This is a genomic window from Bradyrhizobium sp. USDA 4502 (assembly GCF_054063355.1).
Map to the genome: position 1 here is coordinate 3,440,141 of NZ_JBSSGF010000001.1, position 19,827 is coordinate 3,459,967.

19 protein-coding genes are annotated in these 19,827 nt (G+C 65.7%); 13 read left to right on the plus strand and 6 right to left on the minus strand.

All coding sequences use genetic code 11. From position 1 onward, the window contains the following. Positions 1-21: 21 nt before the first annotated feature. Positions 22-756, minus strand: coding sequence for a M15 family metallopeptidase (locus ACVW1B_RS15845; RefSeq protein WP_456823035.1), 735 nt, complete (start codon positions 754-756; stop codon positions 22-24). Positions 757-1,024: 268 nt separating this feature from the next. Between ACVW1B_RS15845 and ACVW1B_RS15850 the strand changes: the two genes are divergently transcribed. The 3 genes from ACVW1B_RS15850 to plsY all read left to right on the plus strand — a co-directional run bounded on the left by ACVW1B_RS15850 (position 1,025) and on the right by plsY (position 4,106). Further along, the gene (locus ACVW1B_RS15850) at positions 1,025-1,978 is read left to right on the plus strand and encodes an aspartate carbamoyltransferase catalytic subunit (protein WP_026192854.1); all 954 of its coding nucleotides are present in this window, start codon (positions 1,025-1,027) and stop codon (positions 1,976-1,978) included. Between the two features lie 5 nt (positions 1,979-1,983). Continuing rightward, positions 1,984-3,285, plus strand: coding sequence for a dihydroorotase (locus ACVW1B_RS15855; protein ID WP_141341912.1), 1,302 nt, complete (start codon positions 1,984-1,986; stop codon positions 3,283-3,285). A gap of 224 nt (positions 3,286-3,509) precedes the next feature. Next, positions 3,510-4,106, plus strand: coding sequence for a glycerol-3-phosphate 1-O-acyltransferase PlsY (gene plsY / locus ACVW1B_RS15860; protein WP_076834465.1), 597 nt, complete (start codon positions 3,510-3,512; stop codon positions 4,104-4,106). 125 nt (positions 4,107-4,231) lie between these two features. Here plsY and ACVW1B_RS15865 read toward each other — a convergent pair whose 3' ends face one another. Then, complete coding sequence (locus ACVW1B_RS15865; protein ID WP_253608367.1) at positions 4,232-5,470, minus strand: amidase; 1,239 nt, start codon at positions 5,468-5,470, stop codon at positions 4,232-4,234. 124 nt (positions 5,471-5,594) lie between these two features. On the opposite strand from ACVW1B_RS15865, the gene dprA reads away from it, so the two are divergent. Continuing rightward, positions 5,595-6,710, plus strand: coding sequence for a DNA-processing protein DprA (gene dprA, locus ACVW1B_RS15870; protein ID WP_456821760.1), 1,116 nt, complete (start codon positions 5,595-5,597; stop codon positions 6,708-6,710). Positions 6,711-6,834: 124 nt separating this feature from the next. Here the strand turns inward: dprA and ACVW1B_RS15875 are convergent, their stop codons facing one another. Further along, entirely contained in the window at positions 6,835-7,239 is a 405-nt protein-coding gene (locus ACVW1B_RS15875; protein ID WP_253608360.1) for a winged helix-turn-helix transcriptional regulator, read from the minus strand. 99 nt (positions 7,240-7,338) lie between these two features. Here ACVW1B_RS15875 and ACVW1B_RS15880 point away from each other — a divergent pair, with 99 nt between their 5' ends. After that, complete coding sequence (locus ACVW1B_RS15880; protein WP_456821761.1) at positions 7,339-7,947, plus strand: FMN-dependent NADH-azoreductase; 609 nt, start codon at positions 7,339-7,341, stop codon at positions 7,945-7,947. A gap of 57 nt (positions 7,948-8,004) precedes the next feature. On the opposite strand, the gene ACVW1B_RS15885 is transcribed toward ACVW1B_RS15880, so the two are convergent. Beyond that, positions 8,005-8,163, minus strand: coding sequence for a hypothetical protein (locus ACVW1B_RS15885; protein ID WP_092078167.1), 159 nt, complete (start codon positions 8,161-8,163; stop codon positions 8,005-8,007). Positions 8,164-8,417: 254 nt separating this feature from the next. Then, positions 8,418-9,191: an SDR family NAD(P)-dependent oxidoreductase gene (locus ACVW1B_RS15890; protein ID WP_057020793.1), complete on the minus strand. Its 774-nt coding sequence runs from the start codon at positions 9,189-9,191 to the stop codon at positions 8,418-8,420. A 109-nt stretch (positions 9,192-9,300) separates the two neighbouring features. On the opposite strand from ACVW1B_RS15890, the gene ACVW1B_RS15895 reads away from it, so the two are divergent. From ACVW1B_RS15895 to ACVW1B_RS15930, 8 genes are all read left to right on the plus strand, one after another. Then, entirely contained in the window at positions 9,301-9,777 is a 477-nt protein-coding gene (locus tag ACVW1B_RS15895; protein ID WP_253608358.1) for a winged helix-turn-helix transcriptional regulator, read from the plus strand. Between the two features lie 1,083 nt (positions 9,778-10,860). After that, the gene (gene topA, locus ACVW1B_RS15900; RefSeq protein ID WP_253608357.1) at positions 10,861-13,635 is read left to right on the plus strand and encodes a type I DNA topoisomerase; all 2,775 of its coding nucleotides are present in this window, start codon (positions 10,861-10,863) and stop codon (positions 13,633-13,635) included. Next, entirely contained in the window at positions 13,636-15,993 is a 2,358-nt protein-coding gene (rnr, locus tag ACVW1B_RS15905) for a ribonuclease R (protein ID WP_456821762.1), read from the plus strand. It begins immediately after the preceding gene. Further along, on the plus strand, positions 15,984-16,421 hold the full coding sequence (locus tag ACVW1B_RS15910; protein ID WP_253608355.1) for a DUF983 domain-containing protein: 438 nt from the start codon (positions 15,984-15,986) through the stop codon (positions 16,419-16,421). Before rnr ends, ACVW1B_RS15910 begins: the two co-directional genes overlap by 10 nt. A 36-nt stretch (positions 16,422-16,457) precedes the next feature. Then, on the plus strand, positions 16,458-17,207 hold the full coding sequence (locus ACVW1B_RS15915; RefSeq protein WP_310880581.1) for an NUDIX hydrolase: 750 nt from the start codon (positions 16,458-16,460) through the stop codon (positions 17,205-17,207). 205 nt (positions 17,208-17,412) lie between these two features. Then, positions 17,413-18,738 carry an LLM class flavin-dependent oxidoreductase gene (locus ACVW1B_RS15920; protein WP_057020797.1) on the plus strand — a complete coding sequence of 442 codons (1,326 nt, stop codon included), beginning with the start codon at positions 17,413-17,415 and terminating at the stop codon, positions 18,736-18,738. 128 nt (positions 18,739-18,866) lie between these two features. Continuing rightward, positions 18,867-19,034, plus strand: coding sequence for a 50S ribosomal protein L33 (gene rpmG, locus ACVW1B_RS15925; RefSeq protein ID WP_018271988.1), 168 nt, complete (start codon positions 18,867-18,869; stop codon positions 19,032-19,034). 109 nt (positions 19,035-19,143) lie between these two features. Then, entirely contained in the window at positions 19,144-19,674 is a 531-nt protein-coding gene (locus ACVW1B_RS15930; protein ID WP_456821763.1) for a hypothetical protein, read from the plus strand. Here the strand turns inward: ACVW1B_RS15930 and ACVW1B_RS15935 are convergent. Next, entirely contained in the window at positions 19,671-19,799 is a 129-nt protein-coding gene (locus tag ACVW1B_RS15935; RefSeq protein WP_256527872.1) for a hypothetical protein, read from the minus strand. The two genes, ACVW1B_RS15930 and ACVW1B_RS15935, sit on opposite strands and share 4 nt — an antisense overlap. Positions 19,800-19,827 lie beyond the last annotated feature (28 nt).

Sequence of the window (19,827 nt, forward strand, 5' to 3'; positions counted from 1 at the left end):
TCCATTTCGCTCGAAAACGCGCTACCGCGCCCGGACGATCGGGAAGTCGTAAGCTGGCCGGCCTGCCCCCGGCAGCGAAAAGTGCCACCATTCCTTGGCATAGTTCGCGAACCCTTGCCGGGCCATCGCCGCGACCAGCATGGCGCGCCAGCGCCTCTGCGCAGGCGTGATCGAGCCCGTCGCGGTGTGGGCCTTCAGGTCGGAACAATCGTAACCGGTGCCCATGTCGACGCTGCCCTCCGGAGCGCGCGTGGCGGCTGGCGCGGTGCAGTCGGCATAGTCCCTGGCCGGATCGAACTTGCGCGAATTGTCGGCGCCAAGATCGACCAGCGTGAGATCGACCGCGGCCCCTGTCGAATGGCCCGAATGGGTGGCGATGTAGCCGAGGCGGAACAGGTCCGCCTTCGAAAAGGCCGGGTTGTAGCGCCGCTCGGCGGCGGTCTCGGTGTCGTTCTTCGACCATGCCACCATGTCGGCGACGGCGCGAGCCGGCCGGTAGCAATCGAACATCTTCAGCGACAGTCTTTGCCGGGCCAGTTCCTGTTGCACGGCCTTGAGCCTAAGCCCGACCTCCCGCTTCACCACGCATTCCGCCGCGCCATAGCCCGCGATCGGCCGCCCCATGAAATTGTTCGCGCCGGCGTAGCGGATGTCCTGGATGATGGTCGGATCGATGTCGCGAAGGAACGCGAAGTCGCCGGGCAAGTTCTGAGCGAAGGCAGGCGAGATCGCCCCCGGGATCAATGCGATGGCCATCCATGCGATCACGACAATTTTCACGAGGTCTCGCTCCGGCGTCACGGCCGGGTATAGCCCGTCAGGAGGACGGCGTCGCTGCCGCTCCGCCTGTGCCCCGCCATCCACGTCTTGTTCCGGAAACCCCCGCAAAAGCAAGGCGCGGATGTCCCGCGGCGAGCCCCGGCAGGACCGCCGGGAAGGCGGCGATATCTTACTCGGGGAAAACTCCCGCGAGCCCTCTTCGCGCTTGCCCCACCGGCCATCCGCGCCTATAGCTCTCGCTTTAATGACCCCATCATTGAAATCGACTTTTGTCCTCGGTCACCGGCATCTGCTGGGCATCGAGGGCCTTTCCGCTGACGACATCACGGGCCTGCTCGACCTCTCCGAGGAGTATGTCGAGCTCAACCGCCAGGTCGACAAGAAGCGCGCCAGCCTGCGCGGCCGTACCCAGGTCAATCTGTTCTTCGAGGCCTCGACCCGGACCCAATCCTCGTTCGAGATCGCCGGAAAACGCCTGGGCGCCGACGTCATGAACATGTCGGTGTCGTCGATGTCGACCCGCAAGGGCGAGACCCTGATGGACACCGCGGTGACGCTGAACGCGATGCACCCGGACATCCTGGTGGTGCGCCACCACGCCTCCGGCGCGGTCGAGCTCCTGGCGCGCAAGGTTGACGGTTCCGTGATCAATGCCGGCGACGGCAGCCACGAGCACCCGACCCAGGCGCTGCTCGACGCGCTGACGATCCGCCGCAACAAGGGCCGGCTCGAGGGGCTGACGATCGCGATCTGCGGCGACGTGCTGCATTCGCGGGTGGCGCGCTCCAACATCTTCCTGCTCAACACGATGGGCGCACGCGTCCGCGTGGTGGCCCCCTCCACCCTGCTGCCGCCCGGCATCGAGCGGATGGGCGTCGAGGTCGCGCGCGACATGCGCGAGGGGCTGAACGGCGCCGACATCGTGATGATGCTGCGGCTGCAGCGCGAGCGCATGAACGGCTCCTTCGTGCCGTCGTCGGGCGAGTATTTCCACTATTTCGGCCTCGACCAGAAGAAGCTCGGCTATGCCAAGCCGGATGCGCTGGTGATGCATCCGGGCCCGATGAACCGCGGTGTCGAGATCGACACCTTCGTCGCCGACGGCGCGCAGTCGCTGATCCGTGAACAAGTTGAAATGGGTGTGGCAGTGCGTATGGCGGTGCTGGAAGCGCTCGCCCGCAACCTGCCAAACGCGTGAGACCGATGCTGACCGACCGCCGCCCCATCCTGCTCGCCAACGCCCGCGTCATCGATCCGTCGCGCGATTTCGACGGTCCGGGCGATGTCCTGATCGCCGACGGCGTCATCCGTGACGCCAAGCGCGGCATCGGCGCCGCCGGCGTCCCCGAAGGCACAGACATCGTCAATTGCGCCGGCAAGATCGTGGCCCCCGGCCTGATCGATATGCGCGCCTTTGTCGGCGAGCCCGGCGCCAGCCACCGCGAGACTTTCGCCTCCGCCAGCCAGGCCGCCGCGGCCGGCGGCATCACCACCATCATCTGCCAGCCCGACACCTCGCCGGTGATCGACAATTCGGCGACCGTCGACTTCGTGCTGCGCCGGGCCCGCGACACCGCGATCGTCAACATCCATCCGATGGCGGCGCTGACCAAGGGCATGCAGGGCCAGGAGATGACCGAGATCGGCCTGCTCAAGGCCGCCGGCGCCGTCGCCTTCACCGACGGCGACCGCAGCGTCACCAACGCCCAGGTGATGCGGCGCGCGCTGACCTATGCCCGCGATTTCGACGCGCTGATCGTGCATCACACCGAGGATCCGAATCTGGTGGGCGAAGGCGTGATGAACGAGGGCGAATTCGCCACAAGGCTCGGCCTCGCCGGCATTCCCACCGCGGCCGAGTCGATCATGCTCGAACGCGACATGCGGCTCGCAGGCTTGACCGGCGGGCGCTATCACGCAGCCTCGCTGACCTCGATCGAGTCGCTGGAGATCCTCAAGCGCGCCCGCGACGCCGGCCACAATGTCTCGGCCTCGGTCTCGATCAATCACGTGACGCTGAACGAGAACGACATCGGCCCCTACCGCACCTTCCTCAAGCTGGCCCCGCCGCTGCGCACCGAGGAGGACCGCAAGGCGCTGGTCGCGGCGCTGGCCTCCGGGCTGATCGACGTCGTGATGAGCGACCACAATCCGCAGGACGTCGAGGTCAAGCGGCTGCCGTTCGCGGAAGCGGCGAGCGGCGCAGTCGGCCTGCAGACCATGCTGCCGGCGGCGCTGCGGCTGATCCACAATGGCGAGATGGACTTCAAGACGCTGATCCGGGCGATGTCGACACGGCCGGCGGAGCTGCTCGGCCTGCCCGGCGGCACGCTGCGCGCGGGCGCGCCGGCCGACGTCATCGTGATCGACGCCGACACGCCCTGGGTCCTCGACCGCGACGATCTCAAATCACTGTGCAAGAACACGCCGTTCGACGACGCCCGCTTCTCGGGCCGCGTGACGCGGACGATCGTCGGCGGACGGACCGTTTACGAGCACGTCTGAAACTGGGGTGGAACTTAGCGCGACGCGAGTTGCGACATCGCTTCCATCGTTGTGCCAACGACGATGGCCGCGACGTAAACGACAAAGAAAAACTGCTCCAGCCGCCTGCGAACAGAAGCCATGATAAGCTCCCTCATTACCAAGGCCATGGTGCGGATTTATGGTTAATATTTCATTGACGGCACTGCCCCGTTCGGGCCGGACCGCTCCAGGGAACCACTGCGATGTCTGCTGATGGGCTGCTGCCGCTCGCCTTCCTGATCGGCTACCTGCTGGGCTCGATCCCGTTCGGCATGGTGCTGACCAGGATGGCCGGCACGCAGGATCTGCGCACGGTCGGCTCGGGCAATATCGGCGCCACCAATGTGCTGCGCACCGGCCGCAAGGGCCTCGCCGCGGCGACGCTGCTCGGCGACATGTTGAAGGGCACCGTCGCCGTCATCATCGCCGGCACCATCGACGGCCCGAACGCGGCGATGCTGGCGGCGCTGGGGGCTTTCCTCGGCCACCTCTTCCCGGTCTGGCTCAAGTTTCGCGGCGGCAAGGGTGTCGCGACCTATCTCGGCGTGCTGCTCGGCCTGTTCTGGCCGGCGGCGCTGATCTTCGCCGTGATCTGGCTCGGCACCGCCTACACCACGCGCTACTCGTCGCTGTCGGCGCTGATCGCCGCGTTCGTGACGCCGCTGTTCCTGTGGTGGTTCGGCCATAACGCGCTCGCCTCGCTGTTCGCCGTGCTGACGCTGCTGCTGTTCTACATGCACCGCGAGAACATCCAGCGCCTGCAGGCCGGTACCGAGGGCAAGATCGGCGAGCGGAAGTGACGTATGTCATTCCGGGGCATCGCGCAGCGATGAACCTCAGGTGCGCAGTTGCGCACCGGGGAATCCAGAAGTTGTGGGGCGAGATTCCGGGTTCGATGCGGCGCATCGCCCCGGAATGACCAAGCCTACCGCTTCAGCGCGTCCTCGACAAAGCTCGCGGCCGCCAGCGCTTTGGCATCATTGCCAAAACCCGCGATCACGGTCACGCCGACCGGCAATCCGCCCTCGGCGGTCAGCGTCGGCACGTTGACGCAGGGCACGCCCAACAAGGTCCAGAGCCGGTTGTAACGGGGATCGCCGGTCGACGCCAAACCCTCGGGTGCCGCGCCCGGTGCCGACAGCGTCACGAGCACGTCGACCTCGGTGAGAACAGCAGCCAGCGCCTGCCGTGCGCGCAGCGTGACGTCCATCGCCGCGTCGTATTCCGCCGGCGTGCCACCCTTGCTCTCGTCGAGCCGGCCGCGCAGCAGCGGCGGCATCGCATCGTAGTTCTGGCCGTATTCCCAGGCGAACGACTGATGCGCCTCGAACTCCTGCACCACCGGATGGATCCGCCACGCCTCCGCGACGACCTCAGGCATCGCGAGTTCGCGCACGGTCGCACCGGCCTGCTCCGCCGCACGCGCGGCCTTCTGCAACGCCTCCGCGCCGGAAGGTTCAGGCGCGCCGGCGAAGGCCTGCGTGACGACGCCGATGCGCGGCGCGGAAACCTTCGACGGCACCACCAGCTCGGGCCGCTTCGTCATCGCAGCGAGCCCCAGCGCGACGTCGCGCACGCCGGCGCCGAACAGCCCGACGGTATCGAGCGTCCAGGAGAAGCATTTCACGCCGACGGTCGGCAGCAGCCGGTAGCTCGGCTTGATCGCGGCGACGCCGCAGAACGAGGCCGGTCGGATCACCGAGCCGCCGGTCTGCGTGCCGAGCGCGAGCGGGATCATCCCGGCGGCGACCGCGGCGGCCGAGCCCGACGACGATCCGCCCGGCGTGTGCGCGTGATTGTGCGGATTGAGCGTTGCGGTCGGATCGTTCGCCGCGAATGCCGTTGTCGTGGTCTTGCCGATGATGGTGGCGCCGGCCTGCTTCAGCGCCATCACGACCGGCGCGTCGGCGCGCGGCTGATGCCCGCGATAGATCGCGGCACCCATCTCGGTCGGGAGGTCAGCGGTATCGATGATGTCCTTGATGCCGACCGCAATCCCGCGCAGCGGTCCGGAAGTTTGCGCACGCGCCTTCTCGTCGAGGCGGACGAAGGCGCCGATGGTCTTGTCCTGCGCCGCGATGGCGTCCCGCGTCTGCGCAATGGCGACATCGGTGGACAATTCGCCGGAGGCGATGCGGCGTTGGAGATCGGCAAGCGAAATCATCGGCGGATTCCTGTTCCTTGACGGTTTTTGGCGGCTTCTTGCCCAGCGCTTTTAGCGCGTCGCGCGCGGCTGCGCCAATGTCGCAGTTGATCACAATCTCAGGTTGGGCGAAGCTGCGCCCCGCATGCATGACCGCTCGCCCAGCCCTACAAGACTCACCGACACCGAACGGCTCAACCGCCTGCGGCTGATCCGCTCCGACAATGTCGGCCCGCGCACCTTTGCATCGCTGCTCCGCCATTTTGGCGATGCGGCGCACGCGCTGGAGCGCCTGCCCGACCTCGCGCGCCGCGGCGGCGCCTCCGGCCCCGGGCGGATCTGCAGCGAGGCCGACGCCGCCGCCGAGCTCGCGGCCTGCCGCAAATTCGGCATCGATCTCGTCGCGCCGGAGGAAGCGCATTATCCGGCGCGGCTTGCCACCATCGACGACGCGCCGCCGCTTCTTGCCGTGCGCGGCGCGCGCGAGGTCCTGATGCGGCCGATGATCGCGATCGTCGGCTCGCGCAACGCCTCCGGCGCCGGGCTGAAATTTGCAGGCACCCTTGCGCGCGATCTCGGTGACGCCGGCTTTGTCGTGATCTCGGGCCTCGCCCGCGGCATCGATCAGGCAGCGCACCGCGCCACCGTTGCCAGCGGCACGGTCGCCGTGCTGGCCGGCGGCCACGACAGGATCTACCCGCCGGAGCACGAGGATCTGCTGGCCGCCCTCCTCGAGCGCGGCGCGGCGATCTCGGAGATGCCGCTCGGCCACGTGCCGCGGGCGCGCGACTTTCCCCGTCGCAACCGTTTGATCTCGGGCGCCTCGCTCGGCGTCGTGATCGTCGAGGCCGCGCATCGCTCGGGCTCGCTGATCACTGCGCGGATGGCGGCCGAACAGGGCCGCGAGGTGTTCGCGGTGCCAGGCTCGCCGATCGATCCGCGCGCCGCCGGCGCCAACGATCTGATCAAGCAAGGCGCCACCTTGGTCACCGAAGCCGCCGACGTCATCAGCGCGGTGACGCCGATCATGGAGCGGCCGGTGATGCTTGGCGCGCGCGAGGACGACGAGCCGCTGGACTTTGCCACTGATAGCGGCGATCGCGCCCGCATCATCGACCTGCTCGGGCCGAGCCCGATCAGCATCGACGATCTGATCCGGATGGCCGACGTGTCGCCGGCCGTTGTCCGCGCCGTGCTGCTCGAGCTCGAGCTCGCCGGCAGGCTCGAACGCCACGGTGGCGGACTGGTGTCGATGATCTAGCACGGGCTTGCGCCGACCTCCCCGTCATTGCGAGGAGCGACAGCGACGAAGCGATCCATCTCCCCGCTCGCGGCGCGATGGATTGCTTCGCTTCGCTCGCAATGACGCGGATGGAACTGGGTGCTTAACCATCGCTGTTGCGCGCATCGAAGTCGTTTCGTGCGCCTTCGATCTCCGGCAGATGCGCGAACGCCCACTGGCCGAGCGCCTTCACGGGTGCCGCCAGTCCGCGGCCGAGATCCGTCAGCTCATAGTCGACCCGCGGCGGGATGGTCGGAAACACCGTACGCGTCACCAGGCCGTCGCGCTCCAGCCCGCGCAGCGTGAGCGTCAACATCCGCTGCGAGATGCCATTGATCATGCGCTTCAACTCGTTGAAGCGCTTCGGCCCGTCGATCAGCATCATGATCACGAACACGCTCCATTTGTCGCCGACCCGCGCCAGCACGGAGGCGACCGCGCGGCAATCGCTGTGGTCGGGGCTGGGCCGCGGCGGCGGAGCAGTCACATCGATGTTCTCGGGTCTCATTTCTGTGCTCGGGTTTCAAAAATGTGCGTTCTTGCGGAGATTTAGGGCGGTCACTCATATAGCGCCAGTTACAAACCTATACCAAAGGTGACCCCAGCCATGAAACTTCTGCACATCGATTCCTCGGTCCTCGGCCCCCACTCCGTCAGCCGCCAGGTCTCGGCCGCTGCCGTCGAGCGGCTGCGCCAGGCCAATCCGGGCCTCGTCGTCAGCTACCGCGACCTCAGCCAGACGCCGCTCGCCCACCTCTCCGGCCTGCACCTCGCCGCCAGCCAGAGCGCGGCGCCGGACCCGTCGGTACGCGACGACATCGCGACCGGCCAGGCGGTGCTGGACGAGTTCCTCGCCGCCGACATCGTCGTGATCGGCGCGCCCATGTACAATTTCACGATTCCGAGCCAGCTCAAGGCCTGGATCGACCGCATCCTGGTCGCGGGCAAGACGTTCAAGTATGGCGCCGGCGGCGTCGAGGGACTGGCCGGCAACAAGCGCGTCATCATCGCGATCTCGCGCGGCGGCTATTACGGCGCCGACACGCCGATGGCCGCGCTCGAGCACCTCGAGACCTACCTGCGCGGCGTGTTCGGCTTCATCGGCGTCAGGAATGTCGAGTTCATCCCCGCCGACGGCATCCAGGTCGGCCCCGAGCATCGCGAAAAGGCTGTTGCGGGCGCGCTGCAGGCCGCCGGTAGCCTGAACGCAGCCTGATGTGATTCAAAGCGCCTGCCGTCGCTTGGCGGCGGCAGGCCGTTCAGGTGGAGGAACTCAGAACCAGACGCCCTGAATTCCGAGGATGACGGCGACCAGCGAAATCAACAGGCCGATGCCGGAGAACAGCGCGACCGTCACGAACTGCGTCGTATCTGAACTTTCGGATGCGGGCGAAACCGGGATCGACGTCGAAATGCGGGCTGCTTTCGGCATGGCGGCACTCCAAATGATTCCGTGGTGAAAAATTCCCCGCCCAATCAGGAGTCCGGGCAGTACGCCAAAGGTTCAATGCGCGCGATGATAGTCGCAAGCGAAACCGGCCGGTATGAAACGCTTCACACCGGCCGTTCGTTACAATGAGAAACAAACCAGAGCGTTTTCGAGCGAAGTGGATATCGGTTCGCGTGAAGAAAACGCGTCAGAATAAAACCAGAGCCCCGTTCCGATTTAATCGAAACGGAAAGGCCCTATCCGCGATAGATCGGTGCGCCCGCCGGTGATGCCGTTGCACCGCCATCGATGAACAGCTCCTGCCCCTGCACATGCGCGGCGTCGTCCGACGCGAGAAACAACACGGTCTTCGAAATGTGATCGGGCTCGCCGATCCGCCCGAGCGGCGTGGTCTTGCCGATCCGCTGCTCGAAGATCTTCTCGGCCTCGGGCGTCGCGATCGCCGCGCCCCAGATCGGCGTACGCACGGCACCCGGCGCCACCACGTTGACGCGGATGTTGCGCGGCGAGAATTCTGACGCCATCACCCGCGCCATCGCGCGCACGCCGGCCTTGCTCGCGGCATAGGCCGAGTAGCCGGGATTGCCCAGCACGGAAATCACCGAGCCGTTGAGAATGATCGATGCGCCGTCGTTGAGATACGGCGCGACCGCCTGCACCGTGAAGAACACACCGGTGAGATTGGTCCGGATCACATTCTCGAATGCGGCCAGCGTGGTGCCGCCCACCGGCGTCTGGCCGGGAATGCCGGCGTTGGCGAACAGCACGTCATACTTGCCGAACTTCTCGGCGCCCTGCTTCACCGCGGCTTCCAGCGCCGCGACGTCGGTGGCATCGGCCGCCACCGCGAGCGCGTTCGGCCCGAGCTCCCTGGATGCCGCCGCAAGCGTCTCCTTGTTGCGCCCGGTGATGACGACCTTGGCGCCCTCCGCCACGAACAGCTTCGCTGTCGCGAGCCCGATGCCGCTGTTGCCGCCGGTGATCAACGCCGTCTTGTTCGCCAGTCTCATGTCCGCCTCCAGTTGGTTGCATTATTAAACTTCGTTGCTTAGCTAGGGCATACGGTTTAATATTGCAACCACACAAGGTCGTGATGGCCCAAATCCCTGGAGACGGTCGGTGAAACGAACCAGCCTTGCCGGCGACAGCTGTCCCGTCGCGCGCGCGCTCGACGTGTTCGGCGACTGGTGGTCGCTCCTGATCATCCGCGACGCCAGCCTCGGCCGGCGCCGCTTCGGCGAATTCCAGGCGAGCCTCGGGCTTGCCAAGAACATCCTTGCCACCCGGCTGCGCGCGCTGGTCGAGCGCGGCATCCTGAAGACGGTCCCCGCCTCCGACGGCAGCGCCTATCAAGAATATGTCCTGACGCCAAAGGGCCACGGCATCTTTCCGATCCTGGTCGCGCTGCGGCAATGGACCGAGGAATTCGACGAGCATCCGGACGAGATCGCGACCATCCTGGTCGACCGCGACAAGGGCAAGCCGGTGAAGAAGCTCGCGCTCTATTCGCAGGACGGACGCGTGCTTGGCGCGGCCGACACCGCGCTGAAGCCGCGGCCTGCAGCAAAGCGCGCGCGGCGCCTCGTCAGTGCGTAGGATCGGTGTTGCTGGTACGACACGACGGGCAACTCACCAAAAACTTGTCAATCCTCGCCCGCGAAAATATTTCGCTTTATCCGAATACGCCTCGCGTCGCGAGGATGCGGATGTATGACTCACATACGACGACCCATATTGGGTGTCGTCCCTGCGAAAGCAGGGACCCATAACCACAAATGCTGGTTGTTGAACGATGCTGAGACGACGAGTCCCATTCACAACACCCGCTGCGGCGTATGGGTCCCGGCCTTCGCCGGGACGACGGCGGTGGATGTGGCGCGAGCTAGCGTTCTTCCTTTCTCCAGGAAGCGTGGCAAATCACGCCTTCTGTTTCGCCGCGGCCCTCGATTCAAGCACGGCCGTCTCTGGAATACTGGATCACCTGCCTTCGCCTTCGCGGGTGATGACACCGCGCCGTTTGACATCATGAATCGAGAACCATCCCCACCGTCGTCCTGGCGAAAGCCAGGACCCATTACCCCAAATCTCAATTGATGCGCGACGTTGGGGCCACAATCTCGTTCATGGTGGTTATGGGTTCTGGCTTTCGCCAGGACGACGAATGGAGAGAGCTCCGCTCATAGGCGCCCTGCTTCCCGTAACGCCCCTCACGACAGCTTCCTCCGGCTGCGCGAGCGCAACTGCTCGTCGGCCTCCAGACGGGCCATCGCGAATAGGCGCTCGAGGACTTCGAATTTGTGGCGCTGGGCGAGTTTGGCGAGTTCGGTCGCCGCCGCTGCGATCAGGACCAGGGCGTCGTCCGGGCCGCCCTCCCCAGTCGTCTCGTCGCCCGCCGGTCGCCGCCGCCGGACGCCTTGCGCTTCCGGCCGCCCCCTGTGCTGCTCAAAAGGCCTAATCCGATTCCTACCCTATATATATATAAAGAGATACGCCCTTTCCGGCCGCAACTCTAGGACGCATTTTGCAACCCCTGGGATAGAAACTCCACAGCTTGGCGCCTCCCTTCAATATCTGGCGATTTGACAGGGACCGCCCCAGCACCCATGTTCGCCCCGACACGGCGGGCCGCGAGTCTAGCGGAATCCGTCTTCAAGTTTTCCCGTAAGCTATTGGAATGACATGAATATCGTCATTGTGGAGTCGCCGGCCAAGGCCAAGACGATCAACAAATATCTGGGGTCCTCCTATGAGGTCCTGGCGTCGTTCGGCCATGTTCGCGACCTCCCGGCCAAGAATGGTTCCGTCGATCCCGACGCCAATTTCCAGATGATCTGGGAGGTCGATGCCAAGGCCGCGAGCCGGCTCAACGATATCGCCAAGGCGCTCAAGGGGGCCGACCGTCTGATCCTCGCAACCGACCCTGATCGCGAGGGCGAGGCGATCTCCTGGCACGTGCTGGAGGTGATGAAGGAGAAGCGCGCGCTGAAGGACCAGAAGGTCGAGCGCGTGGTGTTCAACGCCATCACCAAGCAGGCCGTCTCCGAGGCGATGAAGGCGCCGCGCCAGATCGATGGCGCGCTGGTCGACGCCTATATGGCGCGTCGTGCGCTGGACTATCTGGTCGGCTTCACCCTCTCCCCGGTGCTGTGGCGCAAGCTACCCGGCGCCCGCTCCGCCGGCCGTGTGCAGTCGGTCGCGCTGCGGCTGGTCTGCGACCGCGAGCTCGAGATCGAGAAGTTCGTGCCTAAGGAGTACTGGTCGCTGGTCGCGACGCTGCTGACGCCGCGCGGCGACGCTTTCGAGGCGCGGCTGGTCGGCGCCGACGGCAAGAAGATCGCACGGCTCGACATCGGCTCCGGCGCGGAAGCCGAGGATTTCAAGAAGGCGATCGAGGCCGCGCTGTTCAAGGTCGCGACCGTCGAGGCCAAGCCGGCGCGGCGCAATCCGCAGGCCCCCTTCACCACCTCGACCCTGCAGCAGGAAGCGAGCCGCAAGCTCGGCTTCGCGCCGGCACACACCATGCGCATCGCGCAGCGGCTCTATGAGGGCATCGACATCGGCGGCGAGACCACCGGCCTCATCACCTATATGCGAACCGACGGCGTGCAGATCGCCCCCGAAGCGATCACGCAGGCGCGCAAGGTGATCGGCGAGGACTATGGCAACGCCTACGTGCCGGACGCCCCACGCCAGTACCAGGCCAAGGCCAAGAACGCGCAGGAAGCCCACGAAGCGATCCGCCCGACCGATCTGTCGCGTCGCCCGGCCACCATCGGCCGAAGACTCGATGCCGATCAGGCGCGGCTTTATGAATTGATCTGGAAGCGCACCATTGCGAGCCAGATGGAGTCGGCCGAACTCGAGCGCACCACCGTCGACATCGAGGCCAAGGCCGGCTCCCGCGTGCTGGAATTGCGCGCCTCCGGCCAGGTCATCAAGTTCGACGGCTTCCTCGCGCTCTATCAGGAAAGCCGCGACGACGAGGAGGACGAGGATTCGCGCCGCCTGCCCGCGATGAGCGAGGGCGAGGCGGTGAAGCGCCAGAGCCTCGCCGTCACCCAGCATTTCACCGAGCCGCCGCCGCGCTTCTCGGAAGCCTCGCTGGTGAAGCGGATGGAGGAGCTCGGCATCGGCCGCCCCTCGACCTACGCCTCGATCCTGCAGGTCCTGAAGGACCGCGGCTATGTCAAGCTCGAGAAGAAGCGGCTGCACGGCGAAGACAAGGGCCGCGTCGTGGTCGCGTTCCTGGAGAACTTCTTCTCGCGCTACGTCGAATATGACTTCACCGCCGATCTCGAGGAGCAGCTCGACCGCATCTCCAACAACGAGATCGCCTGGCAGCAGGTGCTGCAGGACTTCTGGCGCGGCTTCATCGGCGCGGTCAACGACATCAAGGACCTCCGGGTCGCCGAGGTGCTCGACGCGCTCGACGAGATGCTCGGCCCGCACATCTATCCGCCGCGCGCGGATGGCGGCGACGTCAGGCAATGCCCGACCTGCGGCACCGGCCGGCTCAACCTCAAGGCCGGCAAGTTCGGCGCCTTCGTCGGCTGCTCGAACTATCCGGAATGCCGCTACACCCGTCCGCTCGCGGCCGACAGCGCCGAGAGCGCCGACCGCGTGCTCGGCACCGATCCCGACACTGGCTTCGATGTCACGGTGAAGGCCGGCCGCTTCGGCCCCTACATCCAGCTCGGCGAGCAGAAGGATTACGCCGAGGGCGAGAAGCCGAAGCGCGCGGGCATTCCGAAGGGCACCTCGCCCGCCGATGTCGATCTCGAACTGGCGCTGAAGCTGTTGTCGCTGCCGCGCGAGATCGGGAAGCATCCGGAAACCGGACAGCCGATCACCGCCGGCCTCGGCCGGTTCGGGCCGTTCGTCAAGCACGAGAAGACCTATGCCAGCCTCGAGGCCGGCGACGAGGTCTTCGACATCGGGTTGAACCGTGCCGTCACGCTGATCGCGGAGAAGATCGCGAAGGGCCCGAGCGGCCGCCGTTTCGGCGCCGATCCCGGCAAGCCGCTCGGCGATCACCCGACGCTCGGCGCGGTCGCGCTGAAGAACGGCCGCTACGGTGCCTATGTCGCGGCCGGCGGCGTCAACGCGACGATTCCGAGCGACCGCGCGCCCGACCAGATCACGCTCGCGGAGGCGATCGCGCTGATCGACGAGCGCGCGGCCAAGGGCGGCGGCAAGAAGGCCAAGAAGGCGAAGGCGGAAAAGCCCGCCAAGGCCACGAAGGCCAAGGCAGCAAAGGCTGAAGATGCCGACGGTGACGCCGACGCCAAGCCCGCCAAGAAGGCTGCGTCGAAAAAAGCCGCGGCGAAGCCGAAGACGGATGCGACCAGCAAGGCGCGCGCGCCGGTCGCCTCCGGTGCCAAGACGTCGCCTGCAAAATCATCGGCACCAGCGAAAGCGCCCGCGAAGAAGAGCGCCGGCAAGGCACGAGGATAAGTGAAACGAAAACCCGACCATGGCTTTCCGGGCCGGGATGCCATCGTCGCCTTCATCCGCGCCAATCCAGGCAAGGTCGGCACCCGCGAGATCGCGCGCGAGTTCGGCCTGAAGAACGCCGACCGCGTCGAGCTGAAGCGGATCCTCCGCGAGCTCGCCGACGATGGCACGATTGCCAAGCGCGGCCGCAAGATCCACGAGCCGGCGGCGCTGCCGCCGACCCTGCTCGCCGACATCACCGGCCGCGACAGCGACGGCGAGCTGATCGCCACGCCCGCCGAGTGGGACTCGGACGAGAACGGCACCGCCCCGAAAATCCGTATCGAGACGCCGCGGCGGCCGAAGCCCGGCACCACCGCCGGCGTCGGCGACCGCGCGCTGCTGCGCGTCGAAGTCACGGACGAGCAAGACGGCACACCCTATCGCGGCCGCGTCATCAAGGTGATCGATCACGGGCGCACCCGGATCCTCGGCATCTTCCGTCGCAATCCCGATGGCGGCGGGCGCCTGATCCCGGTCGACAAGAAGCAGGCCGGCCGCGAGCTCAACATCGCCAAGGCCGACAGCGGCGGCGCCGAAGACGGCGATCTCATCAGCGTCGACCTGATCCGCACCCGCGGCTACGGCCTCGCCTCCGCCCGCGTCAAGGAGCGGCTCGGTTCGATCGCCAGTGAGAAGGCGATCAGCCTGATCGCGATCAACACCCACGATATCCCGCAGGTGTTCTCCACTTCTGCGCTGCGCGAAGCTGAAGACGCCAAGCCCGCAACCTTGCAGGGCCGCGAGGACTGGCGTGACGTGCCGCTCGTCACCATCGATCCGCCGGATGCCAAGGATCACGACGACGCGGTGCATGCGGAAGTCGATCCCGATCCGAACAACAAGGGCGGCTTCATCGTCCATGTCGCGATCGCCGACGTCGCCTTCTATGTGCGGCCCGGCTCGGCGCTCGACCGCGACGCGCTGCAGCGCGGCAACTCGGTGTATTTCCCTGATCGCGTCGTGCCGATGCTGCCCGAGCGCATCTCCAACGATCTCTGCTCGCTGGTGCCGGGCGAGCCGCGCGGCGCGCTCGCGGTGCGGATGGTGATCGGCGCCGACGGCCGCAAGCGCTCGCATACCTTCCACCGCGTGCTGATGCGCTCGGCCGCAAAGCTCCATTACGCGCAGGCACAGGCTGCGATCGACGGCAGGCCCGATGACACCACCGGCCCCATCCTCGATCCGATCCTGAAGCCGCTGTGGTCGGCCTACGAGCTGGTCAAGCTTGCACGCAACGAGCGCGACCCGCTCGATCTCGATCTGCCCGAGCGCAAGATCCTGCTGAAAGCCGACGGCACCGTCGATCGCGTGATCGTGCCGCAGCGGCTCGACGCGCACCGGCTGATCGAGGAGTTCATGATCCTCGCCAACGTCGCCGCGGCCGAGATGCTGGAGAAGAAGGCGCTGCCGCTGATCTACCGCGTGCACGACGAGCCAAGCCAGGAGAAGGTGCACAACCTGCAGGAATTCCTCAAGACGCTCGACCTGCCCTTCACCAAGCAGGGCGCGCTGCGTCCCACGCAATTCAACCGCGTGCTGGCGCAGGTTGCCGGCGAGGACTACGAGCCGCTGGTCAACGAGGTGGTGCTGCGTTCGCAGGCGCAGGCCGAATACTCCGCCGAGAACTACGGCCATTTCGGCTTGAACCTGCGTCGCTACGCGCACTTCACCTCGCCGATCCGCCGCTATGCCGATCTGATCGTGCATCGCGCGCTGATCCGCGCGCTCGGGCTTGGCGAAGGCGCGTTGCCGACCGATGAAACCGTGGAGACGCTCGCCGAGATCGCCGCGCAGATTTCCGTCACCGAGCGCCGCGCGATGAAGGCGGAGCGTGAGACCACCGACCGCCTGATCGCGCATTTCCTTGCCGATAAGGTCGGCGCCTCGTTCCAGGGCCGCATATCCGGCGTGACGCGATCCGGCCTGTTCGTGAAGCTCGACGACACCGGCGCCGACGGTCTGATCCCGATCCGCACCATCGGCAGCGAATATTTCAATTACGACGAAACCCGCCACGCGCTGATCGGCACGCGCAGCAACACCATGTATCGGCTCGGCGACGTCGTCGATGTGCGTCTGGTGGAGGCCGCGCCGATAGCGGGCGCGCTGCGGTTTGAGTTATTATCCGATGGTCAGGCAATTCCGCGCGGCAGAAAACGCGACAGCGTAACGGCCGAGCGCCGTGCCGCCGGATTTGGCAATGGACCGAAAGGATCAGGCAAGAAGGCGCACAAGGAGCGGAAATCGCGCAAGAAGGATCGCAAGCCGGCGCAGCAGAAGTCCGGCAAATCGAAGCGAGGCAAGTCATGGATGTGACACCGCCGACGGTGGTCTGGACTCGCGAGGCGGCCGAGCCCGAGAAGCGCGACGTGTGGAGCGCGATGAAGCGCGGGTTCCGCAGCCGTTGTCCGCGCTGCGGAAAAGGCAGACTGTTCCGCAAGTTTCTCAAATGCGACGGCCATTGCCCGGTCTGCGACCTCGACTTCACGCCGCATCGCGCCGACGATCTGCCTGCCTATCTCGTCATCGTTATCGTCGGCCATATCGTGGTACCGATGGCGCTGTGGATCGAGACTAATTATTCGCCGCCGGTGTGGCTGCAACTTGCGATCTATCTGCCGTTCACGCTGTTCGCATCGCTGGCGCTGTTGCAGCCGGTGAAGGGAGCCGTGATCGGCTTGCAATGGGCCCTGCGCATGCATGGCTTTGACGAGAATCCCCCTAGCGACATCCCGCCGGTCTAGCTAAACCGGGCCGCAAGAAGAAATGAAAGGGATGAAATGACTGAAGCTGCCGCGCCCGCCGCTGTCGTCCACCAGGGCGAAAAAGAAGCCGACCATCATGCGTATTTCCGGCCGAAGGATGCGGCGACGCTGATCCTGATCGATCGCTCCGGCGCCAAGCCGAAGGTGCTGGTCGGCAAGCGTCACGACAAGGTCGTGTTCATGCCCGGCAAATTCGTTTTCCCCGGCGGCCGCGTCGACAAGGCCGACAACCGCGTGCCGGTCGCAGCGCCGATCACGCCGGAGCTCGAAGCCAATCTGTTGAAGGGCAGCCCGAAGATCACGCCCGGCCGCGCGCGTGCGCTTGCCAACGCCGCGATCCGCGAGGCCTGCGAAGAGACCGGGCTCTGCCTCGGCCGCAAGGTCGAGAAATCGCACAAGCTCGAGGGCCCGTGGGCGCCGTTCGCCGATGCAGGTCTGTTGCCCGATCCGTCCGGTCTGTTCCTGATCGCGCGTGCGATCACCCCGCCCGGCCGCGTCCGCCGCTTCGATACACGCTTCTTCACTGCCGACGCGTCGACCATCGCGCATCGTGTCGAGGGCGTGGTGCATGCCGATGCCGAGCTGGTTGAGCTGGTCTGGGTCGAGATCGGCTCCGAGCCGCTCGCCGACGCGCATGCCATGACCAAGAACGTGCTCGCCGAGCTCGATCGCCGTCTCGCCACCGGCCCGCTCCGCCACGACGCGCCGGTGCCGTTCTTCCATTTCTACGGCGGCAAGATGCAGAAGGACGTGCTGGGGGCGTAGTATGATCCTCGTCATTCCGAGGCGATGCGCAGCATCGAACCCGGAATCCCGAGATTGCGGCGCGAGATTCCGGGTTCATCGCTGCGCGATGCCCCGGAATGACACTGTCGAGAGAGCGGCCAAAAACAAAATAATCTTCCCGATGGCGCGCCGCGAAACGCCTCCCTATCTGTTCCGCTAACGACATCAAGAACGGAACGGGGCAATGGCGAAGCGTCAACTCAAGCTCGGCGCGTTCATGCGGCCGATCAGCATTCACACCGGTGCCTGGCGCTATCCCGGGGCCTGGCCCGACGCCAATTTCAACTTCGACCACATCAAGACGCTGATCCGCAAGCTCGAGGCCGGCAAATTCGACGCCTTCTTCATGGCCGACCATCTTGCCGTGCTGAACATGCCGATCAACGCGCTGAAGCGCAGCCACACCGTGACCTCGTTCGAGCCGTTCACGCTGCTATCGGCGCTCGCCGCCGTGACGGAGAATATCGGCCTGATCGCGACCGGTTCGACCACCTTCGACGAGCCCTATCACGTCGCGCGGCGCTTCGCCTCGCTCGACCACATCTCCGGCGGCCGCGCCGGCTGGAATATCGTCACCACGTCCAATCCGGACGCGGCGCTGAATTTCGGGCTCGACGACCATATGGAGCACGCCGAGCGCTACAAGCGCGCCCGCGAGTTCTACGATGTCGTCACCGGCCTGTGGGATTCCTTCGCCGATGACGCGTTCGTGCGCGACGTCGAGTCCGGACTGTTCGTCGATCCCGACAAGATGCATGTGCTCAATCACAAGGGCAAATATCTCTCGGTCCGCGGTCCGCTGAACATCGCCCGCCCCGTGCAGGGCTGGCCTGTCATCGTGCAGGCCGGCGCTTCCGATGACGGCAGGCAGCTTGCGGCCGAGACCGCGGAAGCCGTGTTCACCGGCGGCGGCAGCCTGGCCGACGGACAGAAGCTCTATGCCGACATCAAGGGCCGCATGGAGAAGATCGGCCGCGATCCCGAGCATCTGAAGATCCTGCCCGGCGCCTTCGTCGTGGTCGGTGACAGCGTCGAAGAAGCAAAAGAGAAGCGCGCGCTGCTCGACAGCCGCGTGCATTACGACAGCGCGATCGCCTCGCTGTCGGTGATCCTCGGCACCGATGCGTCCGGCTTCGATCCCGACGGACAGTTGCCGCCGATCCCCGAAACCAATGCAAGCAAAAGCGGCCGGCAGCGCCTCGTCGATGTCGCGGCGCGCGACAAGCTCACCGTGCGCCAGCTCGCGCAGCGCGTCGGCGGCTATGGCGGGCTCGCCTTCGTCGGCACGCCGCAGACCATCGCCGACCAGATGGAGGAATGGCTGACCGGCCGGGGCAGCGACGGCTTCAACATCATGTTCCCCTATCTGCCGCAGGGCCTGTTCGAGTTCGTCGACAAGGTGGTGCCGGAACTGCAAAAGCGCGGGATTTTCCGCACTGAGTACGAAGGTCGGACCCTGCGCGAGAATTTGGGCCTGCCGCGGCCGAAAAATCAGTTCTTCGAGGGGTAATAGGCCCGGAATCGGGGTGATCTTGGCTCAGAAATCCTTGACTTTGGGCTGTTTCTGGCTAGTTTCCGGGCCAAACGCGGGCCGATTTGGCCGGCTCCCGAATTCCCCCGATTTTCGAGGTTTTGCACATGGCCAAGGCGGTCACCATCAAGGTCAAGCTCGTGTCGACGGCCGACACCGGCTTCTATTACGTTGCCAAGAAGAATTCGCGCACCATGACCGACAAGCTGGTCAAGAAGAAGTACGACCCGGTCGCGCGCAAGCACGTCGAGTTCAAGGAAGCCAAGATCAAGTAAGATCGGCTGCTTCCGACGTTTCAAACGGGGCCCTCGCGGCCCCGTTTTTGCTTTCTAGGCTTGCGTCATCCCTCATGATTCCCGGAGCAGTCCCGGGCGCAGGGCTCAGATGATCGTAACCTTGGACGAGGGAAACGTCGGCGGCTACTCGGTCGCTTACGGACGCGAGGACATCTACTTTCCGGTCTATGTCACGGCAGCCCTCGCCGCGATCTTTCTGACCGCGACCTGGATCACGGGCGCGATCTATTGGCTGGCGCCGGCAGCGGCAGCGGGCGGCTTCACCTATTACAACATCCCCCTGCTGGAGGCCGGTCGTCCGACGATCGGGGCCAACCAGTACGGCATCTTCATCCAGGCCTTCGGGCTGATCCGCTGGCGCGCTATCACACGCATCGACCTCGTCGAGATCGCCGAGCGCGCTATGACCGTTCACGAATTGCAGATCGCACTCAGCGGGCCGCTCGGCAGCGCGCTGGTGGCCGATTGGCGCAAGCGGCCACCCTACCGGCGGCTGATGCGCCTGCCGTGGCGCATGGACCATCGTGGCGTAGTCCGCGTCAATCTGGAGCCATTCGACCGGACGCCCGACGAGATCCACCGGACGTTCCTCAGGATGTGGCGTTACTACCGGAGCTAACCCTTGAACGCCTCGTCACGCAGATGCGCGTCTGCGATCTCTGCATCCGGATTGTGTGTGATCGTCATGAACCAAATGAGGCTGAAGAACAGCGACCACGCTGTGTTCCAATAGAACCAGTTCATCGGATCACCTCGAACAGCTTAGATCCGC

What these genes read in the sequence shown, in the direction of transcription:
- ACVW1B_RS15845 (WP_456823035.1), bottom strand. Translation starts at nt 756, where the DNA reads ATGGCCATCGCATTGATCCCGGGGGCGATCTCGCCTGCCTTCGCTCAG.
- ACVW1B_RS15850 (WP_026192854.1), top strand. Translation starts at nt 1,025, where the DNA reads ATGACCCCATCATTGAAATCGACTTTTGTCCTCGGTCACCGGCATCTG.
- ACVW1B_RS15855 (WP_141341912.1), top strand. Translation starts at nt 1,984, where the DNA reads ATGCTGACCGACCGCCGCCCCATCCTGCTCGCCAACGCCCGCGTCATC.
- plsY (WP_076834465.1), top strand. Translation starts at nt 3,510, where the DNA reads ATGTCTGCTGATGGGCTGCTGCCGCTCGCCTTCCTGATCGGCTACCTG.
- ACVW1B_RS15865 (WP_253608367.1), bottom strand. Translation starts at nt 5,470, where the DNA reads ATGATTTCGCTTGCCGATCTCCAACGCCGCATCGCCTCCGGCGAATTG.
- dprA (WP_456821760.1), top strand. Translation starts at nt 5,595, where the DNA reads ATGCATGACCGCTCGCCCAGCCCTACAAGACTCACCGACACCGAACGG.
- ACVW1B_RS15875 (WP_253608360.1), bottom strand. Translation starts at nt 7,239, where the DNA reads ATGAGACCCGAGAACATCGATGTGACTGCTCCGCCGCCGCGGCCCAGC.
- ACVW1B_RS15880 (WP_456821761.1), top strand. Translation starts at nt 7,339, where the DNA reads ATGAAACTTCTGCACATCGATTCCTCGGTCCTCGGCCCCCACTCCGTC.
- ACVW1B_RS15885 (WP_092078167.1), bottom strand. Translation starts at nt 8,163, where the DNA reads ATGCCGAAAGCAGCCCGCATTTCGACGTCGATCCCGGTTTCGCCCGCA.
- ACVW1B_RS15890 (WP_057020793.1), bottom strand. Translation starts at nt 9,191, where the DNA reads ATGAGACTGGCGAACAAGACGGCGTTGATCACCGGCGGCAACAGCGGC.
- topA (WP_253608357.1), top strand. Translation starts at nt 10,861, where the DNA reads ATGAATATCGTCATTGTGGAGTCGCCGGCCAAGGCCAAGACGATCAAC.
- ACVW1B_RS15910 (WP_253608355.1), top strand. Translation starts at nt 15,984, where the DNA reads ATGGATGTGACACCGCCGACGGTGGTCTGGACTCGCGAGGCGGCCGAG.
- ACVW1B_RS15915 (WP_310880581.1), top strand. Translation starts at nt 16,458, where the DNA reads ATGACTGAAGCTGCCGCGCCCGCCGCTGTCGTCCACCAGGGCGAAAAA.
- ACVW1B_RS15920 (WP_057020797.1), top strand. Translation starts at nt 17,413, where the DNA reads ATGGCGAAGCGTCAACTCAAGCTCGGCGCGTTCATGCGGCCGATCAGC.
- rpmG (WP_018271988.1), top strand. Translation starts at nt 18,867, where the DNA reads ATGGCCAAGGCGGTCACCATCAAGGTCAAGCTCGTGTCGACGGCCGAC.
- ACVW1B_RS15930 (WP_456821763.1), top strand. Translation starts at nt 19,144, where the DNA reads ATGATCGTAACCTTGGACGAGGGAAACGTCGGCGGCTACTCGGTCGCT.
- ACVW1B_RS15935 (WP_256527872.1), bottom strand. Translation starts at nt 19,799, where the DNA reads ATGAACTGGTTCTATTGGAACACAGCGTGGTCGCTGTTCTTCAGCCTC.